The organism is Facklamia sp. P12937 (genome assembly GCF_050409505.1).
Classification (GTDB): Bacteria; Bacillota; Bacilli; order Lactobacillales; family Aerococcaceae; genus Facklamia.
Window position 1 is genome coordinate 37819 of the sequence record NZ_JBNUPI010000003.1, and the last position, 25354, is coordinate 63172.

Sequence of the window (25354 nt, forward strand, 5' to 3'; positions counted from 1 at the left end):
GCGTTAAAGCATTTATTCAAAGCATCGAAAAAAGAAAAGTGTCATGATACAATAATCATAAAGGGGTGATTTAATGGATCAATCAAGTTTACTGATCAATGATTCCACAATTGAGCATTTAATTACCATGGAAGATACCGTTGAAATTATTGACAATGTTTTTAAAGAATTTGCGGCTGGTCAAGTGGTTAATCCAGGTAAGGTAACTTTGGATATGGGGGAAACGGGAGGCTGGCCTTTTCATGAAGCCTTTCTTAACGCCATGCCAGCTTATTTAGGCTCTCTAAAAGTAGCAGGTCAAAAATTTGTGGGAGGTTTTGCAGGAGAACGAGCTAAAGCGGGTTTACCCTTTATTAATGCGATGATCATGCTAGTCGATGCTAGAATGGGTAATTTTATTTCAGTATTAGATGGGACACGGATTTCGAATATGCGAACCGGAGCGCAAGCAGCTGTAGCTTTAAAATATATGCTTAATAAGCCTAAGGTTAAAATGGGTATCTTCGGCGCTGGTCAACAAGCTAGACAGGTTACTCATGCCATTTCAACTGTTTTTGAGATAGTAGAATTAAGGGTTTGGAATATCCACCACGATACAGCCGAAGAGTTTAAAGAGGATATGCAAAAATATGTCCAAGGCGCCATTAAAATCTGTGAAGACGGTCAAGAGGCTTGTCAAGTAGACGCGGTCTTTACCCTAACTCCTTCTAAGGTTGCTTTAATAAAAGAAGAGTGGGTACAAAAAGGAACTATCGTTTTCCCAATGGGATCCTACCAAGAAATTGAATACAAATTGATCCATCAAGCAGATGCTATTGTGGTCGACCACGTCAGTCAAGCTCTTAATCGTGGAATCTTGAAACCTCTCTATCAGTCAGGTCAAATTTTAGAAGAAGATATCACAGCTACTTTGGCTGAACTTTCTGAGAGTCCGAGTGAAAAGATTGATCCAGAAAATCAGCGCATCATCTGTATTCCAATTGGAATCGGTGCCACGGATGTAGCTGTCGCTCACGAAGTCTATCAAAGGGCCTTAGCACAAGGATTGGGAACTTCCTTTGATTTTACCGCTTAATTATTTATTGACCAACATCCTAGAGCTTCTTTTAAGAGCGAGCAATACTTATATTTCTCCTATATTAAAAGTAGGTTAAATTGAGTCGTTTAAGATTACAAACGCTTACATTTTGTTTATAATAGTTTTAAGTGACTTTCAGTTAAAAAATAGGTTTAGAAAAGAGGGTTTCGATGAAAATCGTGGATGATTCGAGAAGGTTGGTTGCAGTAGATGAACAAGAAAATACACTGGCACAGATGGTTTATGAATTAACCGAAGGCGATAAAATCTGGGTCACTCATACTTTTACTCACCCTACCAACCAGGGTAGGGGGCTAGCTGGCGAGTTGTTCAATGCAATGGTCGATAAAGCCCGGAGGGAAGGAAGAAAGATTACTTCCACTTGCACCTATGTGACCCATAAGCTAGCTAAGGATCCTGAAAAATATCAGGATGTGACGGCAGACTCTTAAGGATTTAAGCCAATAAATTAAGACCTCCCATTGATTCGTTAATCAATGGGAGGTCGTCTTTGTATTAAGCTTATAGATGGAAGGCTGAAGCAATTTCTCCTTCTATCTCCGCGTTCAAAATCGCTGATAATTTAAGTCGTGCTTTTACGCCAGAAAGTCCTTGCGCAAATATGATCCCCATTTGTTTCAATTGTTTACCACCGCCTACATAGTCATAGACATCTTCAGTGACTCCGTTAAAGGCTCGAGAAACCATCACAATAGGAATGTTTTTTTCTAACAGTTGTTGAATGGGTGGAAGTGTCTCGGGTGGAATATTACCAGCGCCTAATCCTTCAATAACTAAGCCATCAAAATTATTATCTAGGACTGTTTGAAAGAGTTCGGGCCCCATGCTGGCGTATGTTTTAATTAAGACAACTTTTTTACTAATTGAATTAACTTTATAATATTCACGGTGCAGTGATTCTTGGAAATAAATGACCTGGTTTTTAGAAATTAATCCAATCGGTCCAAAGGTAGGTGTCTGGAAGGTTGCAACATTAGTGGTATGGGTTTTGGTCACATAAGTAGCGGTATGGATTTCTTCATTCATCACCACTAATACCCCTTTGCCGCGGGACTTCTCATCACGGGCTACAAAGATGGAAGAGCGGAGATTGGCTAAACCGTCAGATCCAATTTCGTTACTTGAGCGCATGGCTCCCGTTAAAACGACTGGAATGGGGATATCAAGGGTTAGTTCTAAGAAATAGGCTGTCTCTTCCAGAGTATCTGTTCCGTGGGTGACAACAATGCCATCATATTGATCCGATATCGATTGAATATAATTGCTAAGATTGAGCATCAATTCTTCGTTCATATGCGGTGAAGGAATATTCATTAAATCTTCCACAGTGATATCAGCGAATTGGTTAAAGAAAGAAGATTGGGTAATAATTGGGTTTTCAGATGAGGGAGATACCTTACCACTGGTTTGGTCTTCAGACATGGCAATCGTGCCACCGGTATTAATTAATAATAATTTCTTCATGCTTTCACTCCTCATGGTTGTTCTTAGAAAAGTATAACGTTTTCAAATTCAGTAAACAATCCCTACCGCTTTGATTTTAATAAGAGTTTGGTTAAAGTTATGAAAAGGCGTTTCCCCTGTCTAAATCCAGATGAACCAGATGTAATAGGGAAAACTTCTTTGGGCTTTTAAAAAATTTAGGGTGTTAAGGATGATAATATAGGGCGGATTTTATAATGAACTTGGACACTCATTCGTCTAAGTAAAAAACGACACTGAATTCATTTTATATTGAAGTGACCAATCATCAATAAAGGAGAATTCAAATGTCGCATGATTATCGGAATACACCCACGCAAAAAGAAAAGAATAAACGGATTTTCACTTATTGACTATAGGCTACAGGCCGCATAGTTACAATAAATATTGTGGCTCGTGTTTAGGGGTTCACATCAAAAATGAGTGGATTTTATGCTTATTAAGTGATTTTTAGATGTGTCTTATTGTTGACATTTTCATAAATATACCTATACTAAATTAAGTCGAATTAGACTAAACTAAAAAAATTTTGTCAATAGTCTAATATCATTTTAATCACTTTAAAATAAAATTAAAAGAGGCCATCGGAGTTTAAGGATAAAAAATGGAGGGGATATCAGAAAAAGAAAAAGAACTAAATAGATGGAAAAGGTTCGTTAAAACTTTTCAATAATGAGTAATCTTTTAAAAAATAGATATTTTGCTGAAAATCTTTGGGTATCATTTTTATTAAATTAAATAGGAGGAAACATTATGACAAATGCCATCGTCGAAGTTGAGGATTTAACTATGGCCTATCAAGAACAACCTGTTCTTTGGGATATTGACGTTAAAATTATGAAAGGATCAAGAACAGCTATTATTGGACCTAATGGTGCTGGTAAGTCTACTCTAATTAAAGGGATTCTAGAATTAGAAAAGCCCCTTTCAGGAAGAGTATCTATACTGGGAACACATTTTGATGCCATAAAAAATAAAGTCGCCTATATTCCCCAAGCCAGTGAAGTCAACTGGGATTTTCCAACCACTGTAGAAGATGTAGTCTTAATGGGGAGATATGTTCATTTAGGATGGATTAAACGGCCACGTAAAATTGATTATGAAAAGGCTCATCAAGCCTTAAAAGAAATTGGTATTTATGAGTATAAAGACCGCCAAATTTCTCAATTGTCAGGTGGTCAAAGACAGCGTGTGTTTATTGCACGAGCCATTGCTCAAGAAGCAGAGATCTACTTTATGGATGAACCCTTAGCAGGAGTGGACAAGCGGACCGAAAGAATCTTTATCGACTTTGTCAAGCGAATCCAGCAAAAGGGGCACACGTCGATTGTTGTTCATCATGATTTGAACACTATTAAACAATATTTTGACCATGTTATTATTTTAAATAAACGTCTAATTGCGGCGGGACCAACTGAAGAAGTCTTTGTTCATGAACATTTAGTTAAAGCGAATATGACTTGGGGAGGCGAAATTTAAAGTGGATATTTTAACTAGTTATTCCTTTATTTTAATTGCACTTTCTACTTTTCTTTTAGCCTCTGCTTCAGGAGCAGTGGGAGCTGTGAGTGTATTTAAAAGTCAATCTCTGATTGGCGATGCAATTGGGCATGCTACTTATCCTGGGATTGTTTTAGCCTTCATGTTGACGCTCTCCAAAGATACCATGACCATGATGATCGGAGCCGTTATTAGTGGGGGAGTGGCTTACGGTTTAATTCAAATCATTGACCAACATTCCAAACTTAATTTAGATGCAATTCTAGCCATCATTTTATCATCTTTCTTTGGTTTTGGTATGGTATTAAAGAGTAATATTTCTGGCAATCCGCGTTTTAAAGGAGCTTCTCAAGCAGGGTTAAAAAATTACCTTTTCGGTCAAGCTTCTTATATTATGGAAAATGATTTAAAAATCATTTTAATTGTGGCCCTTATCTCTATTTTTATATTAATTCTCTTTAAAAAAGAAATTAAGTTGTTTGTCTTTGATGAAGTTTATGCGAAAACAGTGGGTATTAAACCTGTTATTCTTTACAGTATTATTCTGGTCATGACGATGAGTTTAATTGCTGTAGGCTTAAAACTTGTCGGAACCATTCTAATTGCTTCAATTTTGATTGTACCTTCCATTGCAGCGATGCAATGGACCCATCGTTTTGAGCGCGTTTTAATTCTTTCGGGGATCTTTGGTGGTATATCTGCCGTGATTGGAACTTATATCTCTACCAAATATAACGGTATGAGTACGGGTCCAACTATTATTTTGACCTTATCAATTATCGCATTACTTTCGATGCTTTTTGGTAAAAAGGGAATTGTTCAAAAAACACTCATGCCAAAAAAAGGAGGAGAATTCAATGATTGAGAATATCTTACTATTATTTGATATTACCTATGAATCACTGATCATTCTGGTATTGACAGCTATCGCTTGTGCAATCATTGGCTGTTTCCTTTTATTGAGAAATCTTTCGATGTTAGGAGATGCCATTTCTCATACCGTATTATTAGGAATCGTATTAGCTTATTTTATCGCTCATGACTTAACATCCCCCTTATTAATAATTGGCGCCGCTTTGATAGGCGTTTTTACTGTCTGGGGCGTCGAGAGTTTATCCAATACCGGCTTAATAAAAAATGATGATGCGGTTGGTGTTGTCTATCCGCTCTTTTTCGCCTTATCCGTTATTTTAATTACTAAATATGGGAGGAACGTCCATCTTGATACGGATGCTGTGTTAATGGGGGATGTGGGAATGGCTTCCTTAACTCGTTTGGATGTCTTTGGTATTTCGATTGCTAAATCAGCTGTTCAAATGAGTGTTATGTTACTCATAAATATTTTGTTTATTATACTCTTCTATAAGGAATTGAAAATCACAACCTTTGATGCCCAATTTGCCCAAGTGGCTGGGTTTACCCAGATTATGCTCTTTTATGGTTTGATGTTGTTAACTTCAATCACAACGGTTGTCGCTTTTGATGCGGTGGGGGCCATTCTTGTTATTTCCTTCTTAATCGCACCAGCTGCTTCAGCCTATCTCATTGTAAAAAAATTAAATCATATGCTTTTGATAGCCAGTCTTTATGCAATTTTTAACTCCGTTTTGGGTTATTTTATCGGCTTAGGCTTAAATGTTTCACTCTCTGGTATGACAGCCACCATTGCAGGAATCACGTTTGGATTGACTTTCTTGTTTAATAAAAATGGATTCATTACTCAAATGGTCCGTAAGATTCAACAAAAAAGGACCTTAAAAGAAGAATTATTTATTATGCATCTGGCAAATCATAGGAATACAGTCAATGAATTGAGTGAAGTTGGCTTCCATTCAATAAAAGAGCATTTACAATGGCCCCAAGAGCAAATTGAAAAAGTAGCAAACCGTTTAATAAAAAATGACGAAGTTTTTCATGATAATTTGAATGCTACTTATCAACTAACTTCAAAAGGTCAAGTAAGAGTAAAATCTCTTAAAGAAAGGTATAATCTTTAATTCAGTCCTCTAACGCCAATCTGTTTGCGCATAAGAATCCATGTCCATTACTAGGACGTGGGTTCTTTTAATATTGAAGATATAAATGAATAAAATAAGGAATCTTTGGTAAAAGTTTACAAAGTTAATTATCCTTTATCAAAAAATAAGGAAAAATCTTTAATTAGTTTAGATTTGTCTAAAATTCTGTTGACATGTAATGATTACTATTATATACTTACCTTACAAAAATAATTAGGGTAACCTAAAAAGGAGATATAGTATGAAAAAGTTTATTAAGTTTCTGTTCGCAATGGCATTGTTTATGGGGTCATCCGTTAGTTTAGCATCGAGTGTTGCAGCTGAAGAAAAACCAATGGTTACTGTAACCACCTCATTTTTAGGAGATATGGTAAAGAACTTAGCCGGAGATCTGGTAACCATTGAAATGATTATTCCAGCAGGGGAGGATCCGCATTTGTATGAGCCAAGACCTCAAGATTTGCAAAAATTAAAAGAAGCTGATCTTGTTTTATACCATGGTTTGCATTTTGAAGGAAAAATGATTGAACAATTAGAACCAATTGGTGTGGCAGTTTCAGAAAATTTTGATTCGAATGAGGTCGGAGTAATGGACGATGATGGGGGAATGGCTGTCGATCCTCATTTCTGGTTTGATTTGAATCTCTATCAACAAGCTACTCAAAGAGCTTCTGAAGCCCTAATCGAGTTAATACCAGACAATGAAGCTGAAATTATGGAGCATACCGATAAGTATATTACGCAATTGAAAGAATTAGATAAAGAATTAGAGGAAAAAATTGCTTCAATTCCAGAAGAAAGTCGCTTCTTAATTACCCCACATGATGCTTTCAATTATTTCTCAAGAGCTTATAATATTCCAGTACGTGCTCCTCAAGGGGTAACAACCGATTCTGAGGTTTCTAATAAAGATATTGATGATACTGTTGATTTTATTGTTGAAAATAAAATTAAAGCAATCTTTGCTGAATCAACAACCGATCCAGCACGGATGGAAAAATTAAAAGAAGCTTGTGCCTCTAAAGGTTTTGAAGTGAAAGTTGTTAGTGGAGAAGGTCAAGAACTTTTCTCTGATTCATTAGCACCTGAAGGTCAAGAGGGAGATACATTTATTGATATGTGTCGTCATAATGTTGATTTAATTGTAAACAATTTAAAATAATAACTTAAATGCGATTCGACCTAAAATATACCGAGGAATTCTCGGTATATTTTTTTTGTATGGTTAACTCAAAGTCTTATTTCAGTAAAGCCTTGAGAGATAAACTTATGGGCTTTATGAACATATAAATAGATTTATAGATCAAGCTTAATATGCAATGAAAGTTTAATAATTATCCTTATAATTAGCTATAATTCTTACTGAAAAGGAAGATCCGAATGATATAACTTAGATTTTGGCCGTAAATAAGATAATGTATATTATGTAAACCCATATAAATAAATTGTATTTCAAACTAAAAAGCCTAATAGAATCATTCTATTAGGCTTCTAACGAGACGGACCAAGCTATGATTAAAGATCTGATTCAACGGCTGACTCTTCTATTGAGAGGTCACTTATAGTTTCGTCTTGAAGAACTGTTTGCTCAGCATCAAGTTGAGTTTCTTCAGTTTCAGCGTCATCTGCCGATTTCTCAACCGTTGTTTCTTCAATTTGTTCAACTGATGTTATTTCTTCTTCAATCGCTTCATCTGTAGAAAGCTCTTCAAAAGTATCGCCGACAATCACTTCTTCTACGGAAGCTTCTTCACTCTGATCTTCACTAACACTTTCTTCATCAGCTTCAATCGCTTCATCCACAGCAACTTCATCATTAAGAGCTTGGATGGTAGCTTCTTCTTCAGTGACTTCTGTTGCAATCACTTCTTCGGTTTCTGTTATCTTATCATCAAACAATAATTCTAATTCATGAATCATTGAATAGACATCTCTTAAAGTAGAATTTGGATTTAATTGAACCCCAACTGCTTTTGTAAGTGTCCGATTGATTTTAGAATATACTTCATAAGGTTGTTTACCGAGAACTTCTTTATCCCGTCTAAATCTTGTATTCCAAATCACTTCATCTAGGATTGATTGAACATAAATATTAGCACGAGAATCTAAATGAAGATCGGGTGTATGGGCTGCTTTTGTTTCTAAAGCTTGCAATTCAGCCATTCTTTTTTCAATTTTTTCTTTTGAAGCAAATGGGTCTGATAAAGTAACTAGTGTTCTTGTAATTGCAAAACCATAATCTTTATGTATAGATAAATCTTTATTTTTGAGTTCACTTGTTGCATAATCAATGGACTCAATAATGTTTTTTAAAGCATTCATCCGGCTACCAATTGAGTTTAGGTTAAATATAGTATCTGATTGTTTTATCCCATTTAACTCGCCACCGAGTTTATCGATTAACTTAAAGGCTTGTTCTAATGATTTTTCATATTTTTTAGAAAGAACTCTTTCAGAAATTTTTACCAGTTTATCTTCTTCAATTTTTAATTCTTCTAGATCTGAAGCAACCTCATGATCTTTTACAATGTCTGGAAGTGTCAAGTCTTTTGATACGATTGATCCCACTTCGTAACCTAAAATTGATTGAAGTTTTTCTTGTAATTGTTGAACGGATAAATTAATATCCTTGACAGTCGATTTTGGATCCAACTGCACACCTACGGCTTTAGTAATTGTTTTATTAAGATCATTATACTGTTCAAAAGGAAGTTTACCTAATATGTTTTTATCTCTGATAAAACGTGTATTCCAAATGGCGTTATCTAATTTAGCTTTTACATAGATTGTTGCAATGTCCTCTTCAGTTAAATCTGGATAATCATTGATGGCCTCTTTTAGATCTAAGATTTGTTGTACTTGATGATCGATTGAAGCTTGTGAAGAAAATGGGTCTGCTAAAGTGATTAAAGCTTTAGTGATTGTATATCCCATGTCTTTATGGGCATGGCTGACTTTATTAGTAGCTTCAGTCGTTGCGTATACAATTCCATCAATGATCGTTACTAATGCTTCAATCCGACTTCCAATTGTATCAACCTTTAATGGAACTTTGCCCGCTATGCTTGCTTCGAGAGTGGCTTCTTTCTTGATGTTTTCAACCAATTTTGAAGCTCTTTCAAGGATATTTTCATAATTTGTACCCGCTAAAACTTCTTTCAGATGCTTAATTTGCTCTTCTTTATCTTTAATTACGAGCAGATCTTCCTTGTGATCAGCTACACGATCACGTTTAGTGACTTCTACAACTTTACCTTGTAAGGCTTGATTAAGTTGACTTTCAATTTCAGCCACCGCTTGGTCGATTTCTCCAACGGTTGATTTTGGATCAAGTTGAATTCCTACTGCTTTTGTGATTGCGCGATTTAAAGAATGATAGACATTGGCACCCATCTTACCTAATATTTTTTCATCCCGAATAAAACGCGTATTCCAAATGGCTTTATCTAATTTAGCTTTTGAGTAAATAGTTGCTGTATCTTTTTCACTGAGATCTGGTAGAGCAGCTGCCTCACTCTTGGTTTCTCTCAATTCAGCAATTAATTTCTCAATGCTATTGTTCGAAGAAAGCGGATTCAACAGAGTGTATGTAAGATGTGTAATTTTTAATCCCATCATATGGTGGGCATCGATTATTTTATTATTCAAATGATTAACGGAATAATCAATTGCCTCAATTACTTCTGTAATAGCAGTTAGACGTGGCCCTATTGAATTTAAAGCATAAATTGTTTCAGGATTTATACCCTCGCCTTTTGCTATTGCAGTAGCGTCTGAGATGACTGTTTCTAAAATATCAAAACTTTTATTTAGGAGATCTTCATAGGGAGTCCCTAAGACCGTTTGTTCTAATGCTTCTAATTTGTCTTTTTGATTTACTATTTCTATTGCTAAATCTTGTACATTTGCACTATAAGCTTGCGAAGTATTTGACGCTTCTTCTTGTGCGTATATTGATTGTTGCATCAGAGGAGTTCCAACACTAGCTAGCAATAATGCACTTGAAAAAATGATTGACATTTTTCTCATAAATACCACCTCGATCTATTATGATAAAATAATTATAACACGATTAGAAAAAAAATCAATATTTTATCTCGAAACAGTTTGATACAAATTGCTTATATTAAAATGCGTAATATGTTCATTCTCAAACCCTCCCATTTAAAATAAAAAAGAAACAATCTAAAATGTAGATTGTTTCAGGATTTGATACTTTATTCAATGGATCAATTATTGCTCATTAATCAGCTTCTCAACCGTCATAAAGTCTTTTGAGGTTCCCAGTATTACCAACATATCCCCTTTATGGATGACCGAATGAGGTTCAGGATTTCCAAGAAAATCACCCGAATCTCGAATAATTCCAACTATATTAAAGCCATGTTTAGCTCTCACGTCTAAATCGATTAGACTTTTATCCACCCATAATGAAGGGGTGGTTACTTCGAAGATGGAATAGTCATCAATAATATTAAAATAATCAACAAGATTCTTAGAGGATAAACTATAAGCTAATTTACGGCCACTTTCTTTTTCTGGAATAATAACTTTATCAATGCCAACCTTTTTAAGAACTTTGGCATAATAATCGGTAGAAGCTTTACCGATGATTGTTTTTACACCGATTTCTTTTAAAGTGATGGTAGATAATATAGACGCTTCTAAATCCGATCCAATTGCAATAATGGCTGTTTGGATATTCGCTAGCCCTAACTCATGAAAAACCTCAATGTTTTTGATATCTGCGCAAATTGCATGGGTTACATAAGGAGCGATTCGGTTGATGCTTTCTTCATTATGATCAATAATAATCACTTCATGTCCTAATTTCATTAAATTCTCCGCTAAACTACGCCCAAATCTTCCGGCGCCAATCACTAGATATTCCTTCACATAATCACCCCACTAAGATACTTTCTTGTGCTTCGCGATAATTGTTCGAGGCTTTGGATTTGAAGAAGACAAACACCATCGCCATGGGTCCAATTTTACCAAAAATCATGGTAAAGATTATCACTATTTTACTCATCACACTTAAACTGGCTGTAATTCCTTGGCTTAATCCCACTGTACCATAAGCAGAGATAATCTCATAATAAAGATTAACCAGTGACTTATTAGGTTCAAAGAGGGTAAGCAAGATTAAAGCGATACCCACCCAAGAAAAAGAAAGAAAGAAAATGGCCAGTGATTTCAATATATTCTTCCTAGGAATCCGACGTCTAAAGACAACGGTATCTTGACTTTCGCGCAAATACGACAGAGTATAAAGAATTAATAAGGCAAAGGTTGTAACTTTTAAGCCACCGGCTGTTCCTCCGGGTGCCCCCCCAATAAACATCAGTAGATTCGTCACCAAGTAGCTCGGGGTGCGTAAGCCTCCTTGTTCGATCGTCGCAAAACCAGCCGTTCTTGTCGTTACCGATTGAAAAAAAGCCGCAGTCAATTTATCCACAAGATTTAAGGGTCCTAACGTACTAGGATTTTGCCATTCAACAACTAAAAAGAATAAGGCAGGTAAGATAATTAAAAGACTTGTTGTCACTATAACAAGTTTTGTATGCAAGCGAAGAGGCTTTCCATTTAAGTAATGGTGGATTAAATTTCTGCTAACTGAAAAACCGAGTCCCCCTACTATAATTAAGAACATTAGTACGATATTTATCCAATTATTATCGACATAGCCCATAAAACTTTGGTCACCGATAATATCAAAGCCGGCATTACAAAAAGCAGAAACAGAGTGAAAGATACTATTGATGACGCCTTTAATGACCCCATATTCAGGTATAAATTGAAAGCTTAATAAAACAGCACCAATGGCTTCAATAATTAAAGTAGAATAAGCGACATACCGCACAAGGTCTGCTACCTCACTAAAAGTAGTGGTATTTTTTTCTTCTGCTAAGAACTTACGATTAGAAAAAGACAGCCGTCTCCCCATTAACATACCAATGGTTCCCACACCGGTCATGATTCCAATACCGCCTATTTGTATGAGAATTAAAATGACCGTTTTACCAAATGGCGACCAATGACTTGCGGTGGTTAAAGTCGCTAGACCCGTGACGCAAACTGCAGAAGCGGCTGTAAAGATACTATCAATCAATGAGGTCTGCACACCCTCATTAGTTGCAAAAGGTAATTTTAAACAGAGGCTCCCAATTAAGATGAGGCCCAAGTAGCTATAGAAGAATAATTCAGCAGGATTGATTGAAATGAGATCTTTTTTCCACTGGTTATAGACAAGCATAACTTTCCACCCTTCTGTGCACAAAAGTTAGTTATATCGTGGTTTAGCTTTTTTAATTTTGCTATTCCTATAGTAGTGAAAAAAAACAGGAATTTCAAACACAAATTACTCATTGTTTATTTTGACCAGCAACTTATCAATAGACTCATTTTACCCTAGAAAAGCTACGATTAGCTTTTTTTCTTTTGATGAATAAAACTATAATAGACAAGAAAATAAATAAGCTTAACGCAATCGTAAGCCATAACTTCCATGGAGATGGCTGTCTTCTTGTTATTGTCTCTTGAACGCTTTCTTTCGGATATGGAATACGTTTACCAATAACCAATAAGCGATGACTATTAATCATATAGGGTGTGCAGGTTAATAAAGTTACTCGATCTTCTGCTTCTTCAATTTTGAGGGATTCAAAATCATTAGGTTCAATCACTTTGATTTCAATCACTTGATAAGCTAAATCATCGCGCAAGTTATGGAGGAAAAATAAGTCGCCAACTTCCATTTTGTTTAAATCAGAAAATAATTTGGCGCTAGGTAAGCCTCTATGAGCTGTAATGACGCTATTTGTTCCTTTACCACCAACAGGTAAGCTGGTTCCTTGGAGGTGAGCGGCTGCTTTTTGTAAGACTTCTTCAGTCGCTCCTGCATGGATAGGTAATGAGAGATCAATCTTAGGAATATCGATAAAGCCTATCTGTTCATTGATTTCGAGCATGCGAGCATATTCTTTAATTCCTTCCTTTTGTTTTTTGGTAAAAGGATCCACCACGCCATTCATACTAGGAAGGATGGTCGAATTATAAGCATGGGCTAATTCAATCCGACGGTCTAATTCAGTTTGTGATATTTTGATAGATTGGTCCCTAAATTCTTCTACTTGCGTTCTTGCCGCTTGGTTATGAATATAACGCGCTACAAAAGGATAGGCGACCAAGGTCAAACCCAAAAGGAAAATAAAAATGTTTAAAACAGCTTTGATATTTCTTCTATTGATTGTAGCCACCTACTTTCCATTGTCAGTCTTTTTTCGATTATACAGCCAAAAAAGAATAGTAAGTAGTAGTAAAAGTAACAGGAGTAATAAAAGCCAGCGGTACTTGATAAAGAAGTTCATAGAGGTCTTGCGGTCTTTTTCAAATTCATCCTCTACATAAGGAATACGGTGTCCTCTAACCAGTAGGCGGTGACTATTGATCATATAGGGGGTACAAGTAATTAATGTCATATAATCATGCTCTGGAACAATATCAAGATATCCTATTTCATGAGGTAAGATGACATCGATTCGATCGACTTGATAGGCTAAAGTTTCATTTAAGTTGTTAAAATAAAAGACATCATCTATTTTTAACTTGTCTAAATGCGAAAATAAACGTGCATTCGGCAACCCTCGATGCCCTGTAATAACTGCATGGGTGTGAAGTCCACCTACCGGCAGACTTGTCCCTTCTAAATGTCCGATTCCTTTTTGCAGCACTTCTTCACTGGTTCCAGCAAAAACTGGTAAGTATTCATTTATTTTAGGAATATCAATGACACCAATTTGTTCATTAATCTCCAACATATGCGCATAGGCTGCACGTCCTTCTTGATGATCTTTTTCTGAAAAAGGATCCGAAAGCTTTGAAACGCCCTCTTTTTTCTGACTTAATTGGTCGTTGTAGGCTTGGGCAAGAAAAACACGTCGGTCCACTTCTTGTATAGACAGTTGTTGCACAGCCTCCTTATAGCTATTCACTTCCACGCGTGAGGCTTGGTCATAGAGGTAACGTGAAATAAAAGGATAGCATAAAGCTATCCCTCCCATTATAAAAAGTAGATTATAAAAAAAGAGTTTAATTTTTTTCTTCTTCATAAAGTTTACATGAAATCCTTTCTGTACCAGTTGTCGACTTATAAAAAAGAATGAATAAACCGATGGTTATAAAAAGAAAAGCAAGGTAGAAATAATTAGTTTTACATTCTCCTGTCGTTGGTAAAAAGCCAATATCACTTGGTTTAGAAGGTCGGTTAATAGGAATATCTTGCTCTTGCTTTGATGCTTCAACTGGATGGTTGACGATCTCCATTACAGTATAGTTCCAATAACTTTGACTGGTTATTTCAAAGGGAATGGCTTGTTCAAAGGGTTGGTATTTTAGACCTTGTACAATGGGGGCTTCGATTTCGATAAGATAGTATTTTCCTAAGGACAGATTATTGACTTCAAAATATCCTCGTGAATCAGATTCTACAATGTAGAAAGACCCTTCTTTCGAAGAGACTGGTTCGAAGAGGCGTTTTTTACTATTCCAAGTGACTACTTCAAAGCGTGCACCCATCAAGCCTTGCGCCGGCTTTTTATGGTTGACCTTTCGGAAATGTTGTCCGCCCTTTTCAAGCCCTTCTTCAAATGAGCTTTCATCTGTAGGCTCTGTGGTTGAGTCTTGAGAAGTCTCTTTAGCAATCAGATAATTTTTAACTAAAACTTCAGTAACTTCACCAGCCTTAATAGTGAAATGTATTTTTTTTGAAAGCTGATACCCATCGACCGTTTTTAGTTCAACTAATACATAGTCTCCTTCTGGTAATGAAGCGAGAGTGATTTCACCAAGAGAATTCGACTTCAATTCAGCCTTACCCGAAGGATCCGTTGTAAAATGCCCTTCTTTAAACAACATTGGCTGGTCTGAATTCGCTGCATAAATATAAAAAGTAACATTCGCTAAATTCTTCCAATCATCCATTTGGTTAGTGGTCACTTCACCGATCACTTTGATTTTTAGGTAGCCCGTTTGAACGCGCTTAGGGAAAACATCAACTTCAAAAGCGTTTTGATAAGGCAAATCGATGATAAATGGTACCGTACGTTCTTCTTTTTTACCGGCTTGATTGATTTCTAATCCGTAATAGCTACCATCCGGAAGCCCGTCAATAATGGCTAAAGAATTTTCATTCGTTTTTGAAGAGTAAGATTGTTTAAATAGATGATCTAATTCACTAACTTTCTTTTCTTTTAAAGAAGCGATATCTGCTTGAGAATAGGTGGGATCGACCTTCCATACTCTATATTCTCTTATTGTTTCACTATCAACAGAATGAATGATCAAGCGATTGGATGTGGCTGAAATATGATTAAACGGTATGATCATTAAGGTAAAAAGCATCAATAGAAATGTAGTAAGTTGTTTAAATAACTTCATATCATACCTCCTAGTTTGAATATCCTTTGTTAAGGGAAATAGGCCTATTTCCCTTAACAAAGGATGGAGAAAATCTCCATACCTTAAATTCTTAATCGTTTAGGCTTCTTCTTTGGCCTTACGACGACCATAAATTGCAAGGAACATTAGTAATGCGCCTGCTACGATGAAGATGACAGTCCCCATACCACCAGTTGCTGGGATAGATGGACGTAAATTATTAGTAATCTCAAGTTTTTGATTATCTTTTTCTACTGAAAAATTAACAGCATCGGCTAACAACTGATAACCCTCCGGTGCTTTAGTTTCTTTAACTGAATACTGCGATGGTTTAGTTCCCTCATTTCCTTGCGCTGAGTATGCCAGTCCGTCAATTGAAAAATTACCCTCGGCATCAGATTTTAATTGGATAACCTTACCAACCATTGCATCTGGGAATTTTGGATTACTCTCGGCATTGTTAAGGGTGATAAGATGTTCGTTCCACTTCATCGGAGCATTATCTTCTAAGACAGTAAAAACAGCTTCTGAAAGAGCTTTCTTATTGGAGTCAACTTTTTGAAATTCTTGACTTCCGTATTTGATCGAAACATCATTTGAAGCGCTAGTAGTCTCTTCTACCACACTATTATTGTAAGTAATTGTTGCATTGTTTGTAATTGGTGTATCAGTAGATGAGTGAGTGCCGTTAAGGTAGGCAGTAAAACTAACTTCAATAAATGGTGCTTCATTTGTATTGGACGAAATACCATCGATTTCATTATCAGCGATTTTATTTCGATTTGCTAAAGGAACTTGAGAAGCGATTTGTTCGATACCCTTTGGTGTTAAAGCAATACTTATAGTTTGACCACTGACTGAATAATTGAAATGATCTTCTATAATTAACGTTTCATTTCCCACCTTAATCGTCGGTTTAAGGTCATCATGCTTAATCGTTAAGGCCGGATCTAACTGGTCTGTAAAGGTATATTTTGAATATTTTTCAATATTTGTTGGGATGGTTCCTTTTAAAATATATTGAAAAGCTTCGCCAACATTGAATGAGGCTTCATTAAAACCTAATTTAGCAATATCCTTACCGATAACCGGAAAAGCACCTGTGACGTTTTTAGGATAAATATGAATATCTTTAAGATATTCACTACCGTCAAATTTAGTCATTGGAAAAGCAATTACAAATGGAACCGCTAATGACTCCGTTACGGAATTTGGTTTTTTTGTTTCAAAAACAGCAAAGTATTTAGGGTTAGCAGGATCAACATTTACTGTCCATTCAACCGTTCCATTTGAATCGGTTTCACCGAGAAGCTGGCCTCCAGATGCTGGCTGGGTAGGCTTTGTACCAGCAATTGCTTTATCATAGCTATCTTTATCAATTTCATAAGCTGTAAAGCTTACTCCAGATAAGGGTTTTACATTGGTACCGAGAGTAGAAAGGTCTGTAATTATTGTCCCGTCCTGGTTTGCTTTTGGCAAATCAGAATTATATGAATCTGCTTGCAGTTTATGAATGGTTACCTTTGCATCGAAAGGTTCTGTTGCAAATACTGAAGGGGCCTGAGTTAAAATGTTCGAGAGTCCCAAAATAAAAACAAGGACTGCTGTTAATAAGTTGCTTTTTTTCATGTGTTTACTCCTTTTCATGTGTTTTTTTTGATTGAAGATAATAAAAACTTGTTAAAGCCATTAATATGAAGCCGGAAACTAGATAAATCAGCACCCCCGTTCCTCCAGTAAGTATAAGGTCATGCGATTGGTAATTCATTACAACAATTTCATTGTCATTACCGTCAGAGCTTGTATCTCGTTTGCTAATAAAATCGACTTGCTTTTCATCCAATATGAATTCCGCTTGGCCTGTTTTATTCCCTTGGGAATCGGTACTTTCAATAATTTCAATAGTTAATGGTTGTCCCAGGAGCTTATAGCCTGCAGGTGCCTTTTCTTCATATAATAGGTACTTTCCAAGAGGTAAATCTTTAAAGACGATGGAATTATAATTATTCTGGCTAACGACTTGATCAATAAGACGGTGATCTTTATTATCCTCAGCTTTAGATTTTAAGCGAAAGATGCTGCCAGTTATTCTTGTAGTAGGGTCCTCACCGTCAATTTTATTGAAACTAAAATCCGTCCTGATAAGTTCATTAATCACAACATAGCCCTTATTAGCATCTAAGACGATTGCATTTTCGTTCTTAATTAAATCATCCGGCATTATAGAGACGTTGTTACTTCTATCTACTTGAATGATAACTGGCTTAACAATTTTTCGATAGCCATCTGGTACAAAGCTTTCATCCAGATGGAAATAAACATAATTCTCCTCTGTTCTGATGGGACGATAATTAGATAATTCTTGGTTAAAACTAACTCTTCCATTGGTATCACTGGTAACTGTCCAGCTTTCATGACTCGAACTTAATCCACTTGCTGGGTCCCCTTCCATACGGGTCAATGTAAAGCCGGCACCAGCTATAGCATTGCCATAGTCTCCATTTTGATTATTAATATCATCCCGTTTCCAAAATTCAATTTCGATCGGATGGAAACGGTTGATCACTCTCGGAATGCCATCACTGCTTTCGAAATTCCAATGGGCATCAGATTGGGAAAGCCAAGTTAATTCTCCCTTGTCAGAAACTTCTACTTTTGCACTGATACCTCCTCCATTTATTGTCTCATAATTAACAGGTGATTGGGTTTCTACAACTTCATAAGTTTTGCCAACTGGCAAATTCTTGAATGCAAGCAAGCCATCTGCTCCGGTTACTTTAGTAGCCAAAGCTTGTCCGACTCGTTCTTGTTTTTGTCTATCGTACTCATAAATTTGAAAGCTTGCACCTTCTAAAGGGGGCATTGACTCGATAGACAGACCTTCATTATCATCTGCTACTTTCTTTAGTTGGATATTGATGGGGTTTTGACGATTAATGGCAAAATCTAAGCGATAGTTGCCAGAGTCGTCTTTTGTTAAGAAGTCCTCCTCATCAGTACCTTCTATACGGGTGATGTGAGGGCGTATTCCTCCTGCATCCGAAACAATCTCTATTTGATAGACATTATTTGACCTTAAATGAGTGTTGGGACTACTCAATTCCCTTAATTCATATTTACCTGTTTCTACATCGGTAAAACCTGCTGTTCCCGTCGCATTGGTCGTGGCTGTTTGTAGATAGTCTTTTCCTTCTATTCCCTTTAGTTCAAATTGCACACCAGCTAAAGGAATAACCGGTTGCGTAAAAGGATCCAACTCTTCCCCTTTTTCACTATAGCCGTATTTCACAATTTTAAAGTTCGAGTCCACTAGGTTTGAAACGGTATAGCCTTGATTGTCATCTCCAGTGAGCAATTGATTGTATTCTGGCAGTATATCCGCAATATATTTATTGTCTAGCGTATCCAATTTTATCTCAATAATATCATAGGCATCGCTTTGGGCAACGTAACCTGGTGGAGCTTGTATTTCTTGTAAACGATAGAAACCTAGGGGGAGATCTTTAAAAATGACTGTGCCATCTGCAGCTGATTGAGCGATCAGAGCAGTCTGATTCGAGTCCTCAATATATTCACCTTGATCATTCTTGATAACAGGCGTTAAAGTAAACTTTGCCCCTTCTAACGGCAAGTCGTTAAGTCCCACCTTGGTGAATTGAATGGTATAGGTTAAGAGTTTGTTAGTCATTTTGATCTGATCCTCTGCCCCATCTACGACACTTGAACCAGTAAATTCGTCTGATCCAGTAGGGGGTTCCATAGTGACTTGTCCAAATTCATCTGTTGTAATTTTCCATGTTGCTTGACTCTTTTGATACCCTAAAGGTGCTCGAATCTCTTGAATAGTAAAGGTTGAATTAGGTTGAGTGGCTGTTCGATTGAGAGTTACTCGCCCTTTTGTATCACTTGTCTTTATTAAAACCTCTTCAGTTTTAGCGTCATTAACCACACGGAATTGAGCCCCTGATAAAGGCTTGCCTTTTTCATCTACCTTAAAGAAGGAATAGGATTCTCTAGTATTGCTATATTCATAAAGATTAGAAACTGGATTGCGTTTTAAAAGGGGTTCCACTTCTTTTTGTGTGTCTAAGTTAATTGTTTGAATATTTTTAATTATTAACCCGCTATTATCTGCTAATAATTCCAAATCAAAAAGGGTTTTTAAATGTTGTTTTACATAGCCAGGCGGTGTTTTTGTTTCTATTAATTCATAGGAGCCGACTCCTAAGTCCTCAAATTGAACCTCTCCACTGGAATCCGTTGTGACTGAAGCAATCTCAGCTTCAAAGGGCTGTGTTTGTTTCAAATCAAATTGAGCCCCAGCTAAACGGCTTTCATTTAAGCCAATTTTTGTGAACTTAAAATCAAGTGTATGTTCTTGATTGATAAGATTAAAGCTTTGGCTATCATCTGTAGAATTTATCTCACTAATATTGCTTGTATTGCCTTGTAGACGGATCTTGCCATCTGCATCCACCACCAGGGTCCACTTGTTATTGTGAGGCAAATAGTAGCCAATTGGGGCCTTGTCTTCAGTTAAGAGATAACTTCCCTCTGATAAGCGACTGTATTCAAAAATTGCTGACGAATTGCTAGTTTCTTTTGGAATTACTGTTCCATTAAGTGTTTTTAATGTAAATTGAGCATCTTCAAGTAAATCGCCTTGTTTATTAACTTTGCGGATTCTTAAACGATTGGGTTTGTTTTCTAAAATGGGAGGGGTATCTCCTAGCGAAGTAATGGTTCCGTTATAGGATTCGCGGAAATTTCTAGCGAAAACGGCTGATTTGTCCTCATTTTGATCAATATCAAATAAAATTGTCTTCTCACTTTCAAGGTACCCATCAGGCGCATTAATTTCTCTAAGTTCATAACTACCATAGCTTAAATTACTAAAGTTTAACTTTCCCTCTTGATTAGAAATTACGGTCTGACTAAAAGAAGGATCCCCCTCTTTACTTAAGCGATAGACTGCATTGGCTAAGGGTTGTTGCGTTTCTTGGTCAATTTTTTTAAAAGTCAAATCCGTCAGCAATAACTCTAGTCGGATAAGTGCGGAGTTATTTAACACTTCGCGACCATTTTTGGCAAATGGACGGTAGAGATTATTATAATCAGAAGACAAAGTTCCATTGGCTGCAAGGTTGTATGCTCCATAATAACTGCCTTCTTTTGGATTAAAATTATTTGCAATGCCACTCGGATTCTCTTCTAATACCCCAAATATAGGCGGAGCATACCCATCCGGAGTTCTTAAAAGCTTGACATAAAAGTAAGGGAAACTTACTTCTCGTGGAACGTTGTAATAAGATGTATAACCATTACTCCCTGTAACGGATTCAAGATTATTTCCATCTTCTACCAGTGTAAGGTCAAACATAACCGGTACGGACCAGGGTATGTATCGATATTGATAAAGTTGAACGGTCACACCTGGAACTTCATTATCAAATTGGTCTAAAGCTAAGATATTGAATTTATTTGAGACAGGTGTGGTAGAATCCGTTGCTGATCGCGCTTGGATATTAGAAAATCTTGCTATTACTTCATATTCTACAGGTAATTTAATGGTTTCACCGTCAGGAAAAGTGATGGATAAAATGGTTTGGAAGACCCCTGTTTGCGAAGTATCTATGGTTTCCTCCCATTCGTACAGCACTTCTTTCGATAAATCACTGTAATTTTCGACTACATTTTCCGCTAACAAAGGTTGATCGACTTGAACAAGAATTTCATCTTTTAAGATCGGCTCAGGATTTAGCTGAGTACTTTTATCTTTTGTGTGATCTTCTTGACTTGATTCTTTATTTTCTTGATTTATAGTAGTTGCATTATCATCAACTATCGTGACTGTTGTTGATTCTTCGTTTGTCGCTAATTCTTTATTATTGTCATCGTTTTTAGGAACAGTTTGCTGGGCAGTAATCTTCCTATTCGAAAAAAGCGTAACGGCTTTAACGGTAAAACTTTTACTCATCGAATCTGAACGATCTACCTCTGCTTGCAGTGTATGTTTAAAGTAAGCTTTTGGTATCCAAAATTGATAAACTTCTTCATTAGCATTCGCTTTGAATCCGACTTGCCAAAGTTTCTCTTTTTCTTCATTATAAGGATTTTCTGGTGCTAATGGTTCTTCCATTGTAAAAACTTCAGGTTCTACTAAATCAGCTTGACTTGGGGCTTGTGGTTCAACTAGGTCGGAAGGAATTTCAAGACCACTCTCAATTAGTTGGTTATATTGTGTCCAGTATGCTTCTAGTTCTTGCTCATAATTTGCATATTCTAGCTGATAAGTCTCTAGGGCTTCTTGGTAGGCTTGCCACTCAAGATCATTTTGCTTTTTGGCTTCCAGATAAGTTTGGTATTTTTCTTCGTAATGAACCTTATCCTGCTGATAGGCCTCCATCTCTTCGCGGTATTGCATAAAATTCTTAATAGCCCTATTAAAATCTGATTGCTGATTAACTAATCGCATGGAAATAGTTTCTTCTTGATTGGTAATAAGTTTAAATGAATGGACTTGTTCAAATTCAGCATCTGTTTCAAACATTATAAGCTGATCACTTGGTTCCATATTATTGTTGCTATTCAAAAATATTTGCCAAGTAGAAGGATTATTTTTTAATTGAAGAATATTCGGGTCTATTGCTTCTTGGGCATAGGCCGTAGTGAAAGTTTTAAAGGGAATGGTTGATAGAAGCAATAGGAGCACTAACATAGTATTCCAAAGGGTTTGTGAATATTTTTTCAATTTTATCACCTCTTAATCGTTGTGTATTCTATAACTTAATAGCATTTTAAGATCATAATCAATTGCATAGCTTTCTTCAAATATTATATCTAAAAAAACAGTTCCATTGCAAATAAATCTATAGCATTTATAAAAAAATTAAACATTAAGAGCAAAAATAACTATGAATCCGAACATTCGGCTTAAATTTCTTGTAAAAAATCATATAAATCTTTCTCCAAAGAAGACTCTATGATAGACTATTTTAGTAAATGGGTGATGGCGGTCTTCCGTCGTTTTTTTCATTTATACATTGTTGGTCGATTAATTTATCTCAATGAGAGAAAGGAATTTGATTATGAAAAGAACAGTAGGTACCGTAGTAAGAGGGTTAAGAGCACCAGTTGTCCATGAAGGAGACGACTTAGTCAAGATTGTTGTGGAGACTTTATTAGAATCTTCTAAGGAAGCTCAGTACAAGATAGAGGATCGAGATGTTCTTGCGATTACGGAATCCATTTTAGCGCGTGCCCAAGGCAATTACGTGACCCTTGATCAAATTGCAAAGGACATTCAGGATAAATTGCAAGCCAAAAAAATAGGAGTTGTCTTCCCTATTACAAGTCGTAACCGTTTTCAATCAACCCTTAAAGCGATTGCTCGTGCAGCCGATGAAGTGATCGTTCAATTGAGTTATCCGTCCGATGAAGTGGGAAATCCGCTTATGTTAATTGAAGATTTGGATGATGCTGGTATTAATCCATGGACAGATGTCTTCACAGAAGCAGAAATAAAAAAAATATTTGCCGATATGAAGCACCCCTTCACAGGTGTTGATTATTTAAGTCTTTACCGAGAAACCATCGAAGCTGAAGGAGCTGCTTGCACGATTATTTTAGCTAACCAACCAAAAGCTGTCCTAGATTACACAGACACCATAATTACAGCAGATCTTCATACACGCAATCGTACTCAAAAACGCCTATTACAAGCTGGTGCTTCAAAAGTACTCCGACTGGATGAGATTATGAATCAGCCAGTCGACGGTAGTGGTTCGAATCCAGAATTTGGATTGTTAGGTGCAAACCTATCTTCTGATGAAATCGTAAAACTCTTCCCTATTAATGGTGAAGCCTTTGTCAGTGAGGTCCAGTCTTTAATTAAAGATTTAACTGGTAAAACAATCGAAGTTATGATTTACGGTGACGGCGCTTTTAAAGATCCTCAAAGTCAAATTTGGGAATTAGCCGATCCGATAGTATCCCCTGCATACACCAGTGGGTTAGAAGGAACACCTAATGAAGTAAAGCTAAAGTATTTAGCAGATGGCAAATTTAAAGATCTTGAAGGTCAAGATTTACAAACGGCTATTTCAGATTATATTGCAGGCCATGCGGAGGCGAGCCAAGACCAAGCAGAAAGAATCGGAACTACCCCGCGTCAACTAACAGACCTATTAGGTTCTTTATCTGATTTAACTTCTGGCTCAGGTGATAAAGGAACACCTTTCATCTATATCAAAGGTTACTTCGATAAGTTTTCTGATCAATAATTTTACCCTTTAAATAAAAACTCTGTTAAGCACCTGAGTGTTTAACAGAGTTTTTTTAGATTAATTCACGAGGTAGGCTGTTGTTCTTGTTTTCAAAACATCTAAAATGGTATTAAGCTCACCTTCTACTAAGTTTTTTGCGGCTTGGTCGGTATAAAAAGCACTGTGTGGTGAGGAGATGATTTTAGGGTGATTTAATATTTGAAGGAAGGTTTCATCTGAAATTTTTGGATTTTTAAAGCCATTGCCTGCATAAGGGCCTTCACCCTCAGAGCTATCCAGACCAGCTCCGGCTCAATGGTTTTCATCTAAAACTTTGATCCAGTCATTGGAATGAATGATGCCACCACCTGCCATATTTAATAAATAGGCAAGTTGTTTAAAGCCAATCTTAGCTAAACTTTCATAAAAAGTATTATCTATTTGGGCTACTTGCGAGATTGTTATACGGTCATACTTATCTAAAGAGTCAAAATATTTACTACTTAGAAAATGACTGCACAAGGTGAAGTCTACTTGATGCGATATGATTTTATAAATATACTCTCTCCTACATTACTAAATATAAATTCGCTTGTCTTTTTTAGCAAAAAAGTTACATTAATTAATCTCTATAACTTTTAGATGCTTAAAATATTTTCAAAAAGTCCCTAAAGCTCTTTTTATTTTCTTCTTCCCAATTGTAAAGCTTGTCTTCCAGTTGACTGATAATTTCTTCTTTATCTTGAGGGAACTTCCCACTTAATGAAATTGTATTTGAGGAGTGATTTCCATTTATTTTGATATTTGTATTAATATGATTCAGTAGCATTAATTCTTCCTCTAAACTTTCACGAGGCGTCAAAATTACAAAGCCTTCTCTCTCTTCCTCTTTTAAACTAGATAAGTCTTCTGCATCGATTGTCAATAAAATAAGTTCTTCTGCATCGACATGGTTAATAAGTTTGGCAGTTTCAATGGCATGTCTATCAGATAAACCATTTCCACCAGCTCCTATAACAGTCACTATAGAATAGTTAATGCCTACTTTTTTCAATTTTTTTAAAGCGATTTTTTCTTGATGAATAGTTAGATGTTTATTGTAAAAGTTTAATGTTTGATCTGATCCTGTTTCAATTAAAAGATAAAGTTGGTCTAAACCGTGAAGTCTTAACTTCAATAAATCTTCTTCTGAAGAATCTAAAATACTTTGTGAGCTAGTAATACCTTTTAAAGTTTTTGCATTAGAAAGATCTTTTTTAATTGCAGGGATTATATTAATTAAACTCTCTATATCTACATCTAATATATTTTGATTAATAATCACTATCTCTTTTGTTTCTTCACCTTTTTTACTTTTTAATTCTTTCTTATTTATAATAGATTCTTGTACATTCAACGGTTTATTTGAATCGAATGCCTTTTGATCATTTTTAATAGCTGGGTGATGAATAGATATTTTTTGGTCTTTTAGCTGATTGGTTATGAAATTGACCATTTTTAAATAAAGTTGGTTCATAGTCTTAATCGCTCCTATTTGAATAGTTTATATATAA

18 protein-coding genes are annotated in these 25354 nt (G+C 36.0%); 7 read left to right on the forward strand and 11 right to left on the reverse strand.

All coding sequences use genetic code 11. The annotated features are described in order from the left end of the window. Positions 1-73 precede the first annotated feature (73 nt). Positions 74-1075 carry an ornithine cyclodeaminase family protein gene (locus ACQV2R_RS01715; protein ID WP_428891737.1) on the forward strand — a complete coding sequence of 334 codons (1002 nt, stop codon included), beginning with the start codon at positions 74-76 and terminating at the stop codon, positions 1073-1075. 173 nt (positions 1076-1248) lie between these two features. Next, on the forward strand, positions 1249-1530 hold the full coding sequence (locus tag ACQV2R_RS01720) for a GNAT family N-acetyltransferase (protein ID WP_428873691.1): 282 nt from the start codon (positions 1249-1251) through the stop codon (positions 1528-1530). Positions 1531-1600: 70 nt separating this feature from the next. Here the strand turns inward: ACQV2R_RS01720 and ACQV2R_RS01725 are convergent, their stop codons facing one another. Next, the gene (locus ACQV2R_RS01725; protein WP_428873692.1) at positions 1601-2563 is read right to left on the reverse strand and encodes an asparaginase; all 963 of its coding nucleotides are present in this window, start codon (positions 2561-2563) and stop codon (positions 1601-1603) included. Positions 2564-3334: 771 nt separating this feature from the next. On the opposite strand from ACQV2R_RS01725, the gene ACQV2R_RS01730 reads away from it, so the two are divergent. From ACQV2R_RS01730 to ACQV2R_RS01745, 4 genes are all read left to right on the forward strand, one after another. Further along, entirely contained in the window at positions 3335-4060 is a 726-nt protein-coding gene (locus tag ACQV2R_RS01730; RefSeq protein WP_428873693.1) for a metal ABC transporter ATP-binding protein, read from the forward strand. A gap of 1 nt (position 4061) precedes the next feature. Then, positions 4062-4946 (forward strand): metal ABC transporter permease, encoded by an 885-nt coding sequence (locus ACQV2R_RS01735; protein WP_428881810.1) that lies wholly within the window; start codon positions 4062-4064, stop codon positions 4944-4946. Then, positions 4939-6078 carry a metal ABC transporter permease gene (locus ACQV2R_RS01740; RefSeq protein WP_428891738.1) on the forward strand — a complete coding sequence of 380 codons (1140 nt, stop codon included), beginning with the start codon at positions 4939-4941 and terminating at the stop codon, positions 6076-6078. Before ACQV2R_RS01735 ends, ACQV2R_RS01740 begins: the two co-directional genes overlap by 8 nt. 262 nt (positions 6079-6340) lie before the next feature. After that, positions 6341-7261 carry a metal ABC transporter solute-binding protein, Zn/Mn family gene (locus ACQV2R_RS01745; protein WP_428874741.1) on the forward strand — a complete coding sequence of 307 codons (921 nt, stop codon included), beginning with the start codon at positions 6341-6343 and terminating at the stop codon, positions 7259-7261. A 353-nt stretch (positions 7262-7614) separates the two neighbouring features. Here the strand turns inward: ACQV2R_RS01745 and ACQV2R_RS01750 are convergent, their stop codons facing one another. The 8 genes from ACQV2R_RS01750 to ACQV2R_RS01785 form a co-directional block, all read right to left on the reverse strand. After that, on the reverse strand, positions 7615-10128 hold the full coding sequence (locus tag ACQV2R_RS01750; RefSeq protein ID WP_428891739.1) for a CAMP factor family pore-forming toxin: 2514 nt from the start codon (positions 10126-10128) through the stop codon (positions 7615-7617). A 204-nt stretch (positions 10129-10332) separates the two neighbouring features. Continuing rightward, positions 10333-10995 (reverse strand): potassium channel family protein, encoded by a 663-nt coding sequence (locus ACQV2R_RS01755; RefSeq protein ID WP_428873353.1) that lies wholly within the window; start codon positions 10993-10995, stop codon positions 10333-10335. Between the two features lie 4 nt (positions 10996-10999). After that, complete coding sequence (locus tag ACQV2R_RS01760; RefSeq protein WP_428873354.1) at positions 11000-12355, reverse strand: TrkH family potassium uptake protein; 1356 nt, start codon at positions 12353-12355, stop codon at positions 11000-11002. A gap of 145 nt (positions 12356-12500) precedes the next feature. Beyond that, the gene (locus tag ACQV2R_RS01765; protein ID WP_428875258.1) at positions 12501-13358 is read right to left on the reverse strand and encodes a class C sortase; all 858 of its coding nucleotides are present in this window, start codon (positions 13356-13358) and stop codon (positions 12501-12503) included. Next, positions 13359-14210, reverse strand: coding sequence for a class C sortase (locus tag ACQV2R_RS01770; RefSeq protein WP_428875257.1), 852 nt, complete (start codon positions 14208-14210; stop codon positions 13359-13361). Continuing rightward, positions 14191-15537 carry an MSCRAMM family protein gene (locus ACQV2R_RS01775; RefSeq protein ID WP_428891740.1) on the reverse strand — a complete coding sequence of 449 codons (1347 nt, stop codon included), beginning with the start codon at positions 15535-15537 and terminating at the stop codon, positions 14191-14193. The genes ACQV2R_RS01770 and ACQV2R_RS01775 overlap by 20 nt, the downstream gene beginning before the upstream one ends. 99 nt (positions 15538-15636) lie before the next feature. Continuing rightward, positions 15637-17166, reverse strand: a complete 1530-nt coding sequence (locus ACQV2R_RS01780; protein WP_428873358.1) for a SpaH/EbpB family LPXTG-anchored major pilin — start codon at positions 17164-17166, stop codon at positions 15637-15639. A gap of 4 nt (positions 17167-17170) precedes the next feature. Continuing rightward, positions 17171-22288, reverse strand: a complete 5118-nt coding sequence (locus ACQV2R_RS01785; RefSeq protein WP_428891741.1) for a SpaA isopeptide-forming pilin-related protein — start codon at positions 22286-22288, stop codon at positions 17171-17173. 337 nt (positions 22289-22625) lie between these two features. Between ACQV2R_RS01785 and ACQV2R_RS01790 the strand changes: the two genes are divergently transcribed. Beyond that, entirely contained in the window at positions 22626-23819 is a 1194-nt protein-coding gene (locus ACQV2R_RS01790; RefSeq protein ID WP_428876432.1) for a coenzyme F420-0:L-glutamate ligase, read from the forward strand. Positions 23820-24113: 294 nt separating this feature from the next. Here ACQV2R_RS01790 and ACQV2R_RS01795 read toward each other — a convergent pair whose 3' ends face one another. Further along, the gene (locus ACQV2R_RS01795) at positions 24114-24323 is read right to left on the reverse strand and encodes a hypothetical protein (protein ID WP_428891742.1); all 210 of its coding nucleotides are present in this window, start codon (positions 24321-24323) and stop codon (positions 24114-24116) included. Positions 24324-24447: 124 nt separating this feature from the next. Beyond that, positions 24448-25317, reverse strand: coding sequence for a radical SAM protein (locus ACQV2R_RS01800; protein WP_428881790.1), 870 nt, complete (start codon positions 25315-25317; stop codon positions 24448-24450). Between the last annotated feature and the right edge of the window lie 37 nt (positions 25318-25354).